At 68.9% G+C, this 6360-nt stretch carries 4 protein-coding genes and 1 pseudogene; 1 reads left to right on the top strand and 4 read right to left on the bottom strand.

What is annotated here, in order from left to right; translation table 11 throughout:
• Window positions 1-90: 90 nt before the first annotated feature.
• On the bottom strand, window positions 91-1668 hold the full coding sequence (locus tag IZR01_RS30560) for an NAD(P)-binding domain-containing protein (protein ID WP_194925906.1): 1578 nt from the start codon (window positions 1666-1668) through the stop codon (window positions 91-93).
• Between the two features lie 175 nt (window positions 1669-1843).
• The gene (locus tag IZR01_RS51170; RefSeq protein WP_228560562.1) at window positions 1844-3115 is read right to left on the bottom strand and encodes a polysaccharide lyase family 7 protein; all 1272 of its coding nucleotides are present in this window, start codon (window positions 3113-3115) and stop codon (window positions 1844-1846) included.
• A gap of 374 nt (window positions 3116-3489) precedes the next feature.
• Here IZR01_RS51170 and IZR01_RS30550 point away from each other — a divergent pair.
• A pseudogene (locus tag IZR01_RS30550) lies at window positions 3490-3789 on the top strand (hypothetical protein); the annotation flags it as partial.
• A 37-nt stretch (window positions 3790-3826) separates the two neighbouring features.
• On the opposite strand, the gene manD reads toward IZR01_RS30550, so the two are convergent.
• Both manD and IZR01_RS30540 read right to left on the bottom strand, forming a co-directional pair.
• Entirely contained in the window at window positions 3827-5119 is a 1293-nt protein-coding gene (gene manD / locus IZR01_RS30545; protein WP_323747146.1) for a D-mannonate dehydratase ManD, read from the bottom strand.
• A 73-nt stretch (window positions 5120-5192) separates the two neighbouring features.
• Window positions 5193-6323, bottom strand: a complete 1131-nt coding sequence (locus IZR01_RS30540; protein WP_323747145.1) for an NAD(P)-binding domain-containing protein — start codon at window positions 6321-6323, stop codon at window positions 5193-5195.
• Between the last annotated feature and the right edge of the window lie 37 nt (window positions 6324-6360).

Genomic DNA, 6360 nt, shown 5'->3' with positions numbered 1-6360 from the left:
GGTCAGGGCTGGCATCGGGGGCGGTATCAGGGCCCGCATGGGGGCCGGTGTCGAGTCGGGCGGCGCCGTTGGATTCCGTGGCGGTGACGCTCACAGCGTCGCCGCCTTCTCGAAGAAGGCCACGAGCGGCGTGCGGTGCGAGGTTTCGCCGTCCCAGTGGTTCTCCAGGTTCTCGGCGAGGTGGTGCTCGGCCAAGATCTTGCCGTCACGGTAGACGCGTACAACAGGGTGCAGATACGCCGCGTCGTGAGCTGTCTCCGGGTCGTCCTGCGCGGTGCGCCTGACCGTCACGTCGAAGCGGTCGACCTTGTCGTGGTCGGGACCGTACTCCAAAGTCACGACGATGAGCGGGTCGTCGGCCTCGGTTGCCAGGCCGCCGTCGAGCGCGTAGCCGACCGGGACCTCTTCGAAGTACCGCGCCTGGTCACCCGCCGGGAGCAGGATGACATCGGCCATGACGCTGAACTGCTGCCACAGCGCCGAGCTGCGGTTGACGCGCTCGATCACCGCGGCGGCGAGGGCTTCCGGCGTCGCTTCCACATTCCGCTGCGGCCAGGCCACGTGGTCCGCTCCCCGCTGCGCGAGAATCCGGCTCAGGGCCCTGACGGTGTAGCGGAAGCCGTGGATGAAGCCCGTGGTCGCCTTCTTGAACTCGCGCTGCTGCATCAGCGTTCCGGCGAAGTACAGGCCGGGCACGTTGACCGATTCGAAGGCCGGGGTCAGCTCGGCGAAGCGGTCCTTGATGGCCAGCGCGGGCACGCAGTCCCCGACGAACGGTTCGGGGTCCACGCGGAATCCGGTGCAGCACAGGATCCGGTCGTAGTACAGCTCCTTGACCACCTCGTCGGCCCGTGCGAAGGAGAACCGCACGAGGAACCCGCCGCCGGGCTGCGGGCTGATGTCCAGCACCTCGCCGTCCAGGATTCCGTTCTGCGACTTGAGCTGGTAGGTGTCCAGGAAGTTGTTGTTCACGGCGCGCAGGTGCCCGACGTAGTGCGTCTTCCAAGCCAGCTTCACCCCGTCGGGGCCCGCGACGTGGATCACCGCGGCCTTCTCGATCAGGTTGTCCGCGGTCTCGAACGCCGAGTTGCCCTTGCCGAGGATCAGCACCCGCTGGTCGGTGAAGTCCGCCGGGTCGGTGGCCATGGTCGCGTACTGCTCGGCGTGCTCGATGCCGGAAATCTGCGGGATGTAGGGCTTTGACACGCCGGTGGCGACGATGACGACCGCCGCGCGCCGAACGCTGCCGTCCTGCGCCGTGACGACGAAGGGACCGTCGGCTTCGGTCCGCTCGACGCGCACCACGCGGGTGTCGTAGTGGACGCTCAAGTCGGAGGCGGCGGCGAAGTCGGCGAGGTACTGGCGCAGCACGTCCGCCGACGGGAAGTAGCGCTCGGTGTAGCGGGTGAACAGCAATCCTGGGTCGTCGGACAGGATCGAGTTCCAGTCCATCCGCAGGTTGAGCTCGGGGTCGTCGGTGCCGGTGTGCGGCTTGTTGATGGAGATCAGGGTGCGGTGCCGCGGGAAGGTCGCGAAGAACGTGCCGGGCGCCTCGCCGGCCTCCAGTACGGTGTAGCGGTTGCCCGCCTCCTGCAGGTGCCTGGCGAGTTGGAGACCGGCGGGACCGGCTCCGATCACGAGGTGGTCGTAGACGTCGCCGTCGACCATGGTCGTTTCGGTCACGCTGCTGTCCTCCGGATGCTCCGTGTGGCTCGGGTCCCCGTGGGGGTGAGCATGCCGGGGGAAAATCAGAGGATTTTCAGAAGTGTTACGACGCCTGAAAAAACTCGGCGTGTGAAGGCATGATGCAGCCTTCACGCGCCGAGCGAATTCGGCCCGAGAATCAGCCGTGGGAGATGGACAGTGCGTAGAAGCCGACCTTGGCGCCGACACTGGAGTCGCTGCCGGAACTCTGGTCGTAGTCACCGGCCTTGAAGTACATGCCGTAGCCGTCGAAGGTCGAGGACGCGGTCCAGGTCTGGGCGGCGCCACCGTTCAGGCTCAGGCTGATGGTGCTGCCGCTCAGGCCGATCACGTAGCTCCACTGGGTGCCCACCGGCACGTTGCCGACGTCGGTGAGCACTTCATTGCCGCCGGCCGGAGTCTGCTCGATGGCCATCTTGATGTCGCCGTTGGCGTAATAGAACAGCTCCAGCAGCGGCTTGGTCGAACCACCGGAGCCCAGGTGGATCTGACCGACGCAGACGTGGTCGGGGACCTGCGTCACCTTCAGCGTGGCGCCGAGGGTGTTGGTGGTGCCGGCCGCGAACCAGTTCGCCGCGGAGCCGTCGGAGTTCATCTCCCGCAGTTCCGAGCGCGAGTAGTTGGAGTTCGGGGTGGTGACACCGTTCTCCGGGTCCCAGAAGGTCATCGCGCCGTCACCGGAATCGGTGTAGAAGTACGAATCCTGATAGCCGTTCGCCCCTTCGAGCTGGCCCGGCGCGATCGTGGTCGGCGAGCCCGCCGACCCGGTCGGCTCCTGCAACTCCCACACCGACAGGTCGAAGTTGCCGCCGGGAGCGACCGAGGTGTTCAGCCCACCGCCGCCGCTGCCACCGCCAGTGGGCGGGGCCCACTTCTGGTTCGCGGCGTCGGTGCAGGACCAGATCTGCACCTGGGTACCGGAGCCGCCCGAACCGGTATCGTCCAGACACTTGCCGGAATTCGGGTTCAGCAGCTCGCCGTTGGACTGCGGGACCCACTGCTGCGCCCCGGTGCCGTTGCAGTCGTAGAGGTCGACGGTCGTGCCGTTGACGGTGCCGGCGGAGTTCACGTCCAGGCACTTGCCGAGCACCTGGAGCGTGTTGGTGGCGCTGTCCGCGCTCCACTGCTGCGCGTTGGTGCCGTTGCAGGTGTAGACCTGCACGGGGTTGAGGTTGGTGGTGACGGCGCCGCGGTCGTCGAGGCACAGGCCTTGGTAGCCGGTGACCGGGCCGGTGGTCGCCGTCGTGGTGGCGGCGGTCGTGGTGGCGGCCGACGCTGCCGGCGCGAGCGCCAGGGTCGCCCCGGTGAGGGACAGCGCCGCGCCGAGGGCCCCGGCGGCCACGGCCGCGACCGGGCGGCGGAGGCTAGCGGGGGCGGTCGGCTTGTTCTGTGGGTGGAGCCATCTGTGCATAGCGGAACTCCCTCTCCGGGCTTGATTCACATATCTGAATCACAGCTATGTAGATGAACGGCGCACACGATAAGAGACGGCGGCAGGCCCGTCAATGCTCTGAGTTGGAGCGTGCTCGGATTGCCGAGCGGGTTGCAGTCAGCTTTTGGGCTTTAGAAGCCTTTTACGGCCTTCGGTAATAGTTGTGCCGGTTCGGGGTTCGGGGCGGCGGGTGGGTGAGGTTGGCTGCCGGTTCCCGTGCTCACAACCCCGCCGCACCTCAGGCCTCTTCATCTCCGGCAGGTCGGAGCAAGGGCCGGAGCAAGGGCCAGAGCAAGGGCTCAAGGTAGTTGCGTGAGTGTCGGTCTGGGCAGGCGGGTCTGCGGTCTCCCCTGTCTGGACGGCGGTGTGCAGCCCTTTGCTCTTGCATCGGCAGTCTCCAAGTTGCCGAGCAGAGCGCCGGCCGGGGCTACCCGCCCACCTAGGCCATCCGCGCCCACGGCATCCCGGTGTCGCTGTCCATGGACACCAGTGTCTGGTGGAGCGGCGACCTGTTCTCGGCGATGCGGGCCACGATCGGCGAGGAGGCCTGGGACAAGGGTATGAACCCTGACATCCCCGAGGCCAAGGTGCTCGACAACCCTTACACCTACACGGAATACCGCTCTGCTTCGACCCACGCGCGCCGGGACTGAGGACCACGTCGCGAAGGCAGCCCGGTGAGCTCGGCGCTCACCAGTCGTGCATCGACCCGTCCAGCTTGAGTCGGTTGACCGGAAGGTAAGCGGGCTCATACGGATGCGCCGCACCGGCCTCGTCGTCGTAGCCGATGCCGAGGCCGGGCTCCTCACCCGGATCCAGAAGACCGTCAGTGAAGCGGTATGTCGGCCGGAACATCTCGTCGGTGGCCGCCGAGTGCTTCATGTACTCCTGGATCCCGAAGTTGGGGATCGCGATCCCGAGGTGCAGCGCGGCGGCCAGGCCGACGGGGGAGACGTCGGTGGGGCCGTGGACCCCGGACTTGATCTGGTAGACGGCCGCGTAGTCGAAGATGCGACGCAGGGCCGTGATACCGCCGGCGTGCGTGACCGGGGAGCGCACATAGTCGATCAGCTGCTCCTCGAACAGCTCCCGGTAGTCCCAGATCGTGTTGAACACCTCCCCGATCGCCAGCGGCGTGGTCGTGTGCTCACGGACCCGGCGCAGCATCGCGGTGTTCTCCGCCGGGGTCACGTCCTCCAGCCAGAACAGGTCGTAGGGCTCCAGCTCCTTGCCCAGGCGCGCCGCCTGGATCGGGGTGAGCCGGTGGTGCGCGTCGTGCAGCAGCGGCAGTTCCGGCCCGAACTCGTTTCGGACCGCTTCGAAGACGCGCGGGGCGTGGCGAAGATAGGCGCGGGTGTCCCACTCCTCTTCCACCGGCATCGTCGAGCGCCGCGCGGGCTCGTGGTCGTAACGGGACGTGGCGCCGGTGTCGTCGCCGACGTGCGCGTTGGAACTGGACGCGACGCCGTAAACCGAGCTGAGGCCGGGGACCCCGGTCTGGATGCGGATCGCGCGATACCCCTGGTCGAGGTGCGCGCGCACCGAGTCGAACAGCTCAGGCAGATCCGCGCCGCTGGCGTGCCCGTAGGCGAGGCAGCCGCGGCGGCTGCGGCCACCGAGCAACTGGTACAGCGGCATGCCCGCCAGCTTCGCCTTGATGTCCCACAACGCCGTGTCCACGGCGGCGATCGCGGCCATCGTGATCGGGCCGCGCCGCCAATACGCACCCCGATACAGGTACTGCCACGTGTCCTCGATCGCGTGCGCGTCCCGACCGATCAGCAGCGGCACGAGGTGGTCGCGCAGGTACGACGCCACCGCCAGCTCGCGGCCGTTCACGGTCGCGTCGCCCAGACCGGTCACGCCCGCGCTGGTCGTGACCCGCAGCGTGACGAAGTTGCGGCCCGGCGAGCTGACCAGGACCTCGGCGGCGGTGATGGTTATCCGGTCTTCTGCATAGGCCATATCTTCGGCATAGGTCATATGCCGAATGCTCGCGTCTTCGGACTGCCGAGCGCTAGCCCCTCAAGCGCTAGCCCCAAGTGCCGCCGCGGTATTACGCCGCGACCGTGACGTCGGCGTCCGCCGCCAGCAGCTGCCGGATCTCGCGCACCGCCTCGCGCCCGGCACGGTTGGCGCCGACGGTGCTCGCCGAAGGGCCGTAGCCGACCAGGTGCAGCCGCGGCTCCAGGACGACGCGCGTGCCGTCCATCGTGATGCCGCCGCCGGGCGCGCGCAGACGCAGCGGCGCGAGATGGTCCAGCGCGGCACGCCAGCCGGTGCACCACAGGATCACGTCCGCCTCGACGGACTGCGGCTCGCCGGCGGCCGGGGCGTCCCACGCGACCCCGTCCGGCGTGATCCGGTCGAACATCGGAAGGCGGTTCAGGACCCCATCGCGCTGAGCTTCCAGGATCGCGCCGGTGACCGGCAATCCGGTGGCGCTGACCACGCTCTGCGGCACCAGCCCCGCACGAACCCGACGGTCCACCGCCGCCACCACCTCGCGCCCGTACTCGCGGGTGAACGGCTCGTCGCGGAACACCGGCGCCCGGCGCGTCACCCACGTCGCCGCCCCGGCCCGGGCGAGCTCGGTGAGCAACTGGATCGCGGTGATCCCGGCGCCGACCACGACCACCCGCTTGCCGGCGAACTGCTCCGGACCGGGATAGGCCGCGGCGTGCAACTGCCGGCCACGGAAGGTCTCGCGGCCCGGGTAGTACGGCCAGAACGGCCGGTTCCAGGTGCCAGTCGCGTTGATCACGGCGCGCGCCGCCCACGTCCCGGCGTCGCTGTCGACCAGGAGCCGGTCCTGCGGACCGTGGCGCACCGCGCTGACCGCCACCGGCCGCCGCACCGCCAGCCCGAACCGCTTCTCGAACTCGGCGAAGTACCGCGGCACGGCGACCGAGGCCCGCTCCTGCGGGGCCGGCGGCTCGAAGGCCATCCCGGGCAGGTCGAAGATGCCGTTGACGGTCGCCATCCGCAGCGAGGGCCAGCGGTGCTGCCACGCCCCGCCGGGGGCCCGGTCGCCGTCCAGGACGACGTAGCCGGTGCCGGGCTCGAAACCGGTGCGTTGCAGGTGGTAGGCGCTCGACAGGCCGGCCTGGCCCGCGCCGATCACCACGACGTCCGTCCTGCGCGGGTCGGTCGTCCGCAGGTCCGTCCTCGGCGTGTCCTCGTTCACGCCGGGTTGAACAATCGACCGACGCCATTCCTTCCAC

The sequence above is a fragment of the Catenulispora pinisilvae genome, from assembly GCF_015356865.1.
Lineage (GTDB): Bacteria > Actinomycetota > Actinomycetes > Streptomycetales > Catenulisporaceae > Catenulispora > Catenulispora pinisilvae.
This window is presented reverse-complemented; position numbering and strand designations above follow the sequence as displayed.

Coding starts and splice junctions, on each gene's coding strand:
- IZR01_RS30560 (WP_194925906.1), bottom strand. CDS start 1,668: ATGGTCGACGGCGACGTCTACGACCACCTCGTGATCGGAGCCGGTCCC.
- IZR01_RS51170 (WP_228560562.1), bottom strand. CDS start 3,115: ATGCACAGATGGCTCCACCCACAGAACAAGCCGACCGCCCCCGCTAGC.
- manD (WP_323747146.1), bottom strand. CDS start 5,119: ATGACCTATGCCGAAGATATGGCCTATGCAGAAGACCGGATAACCATC.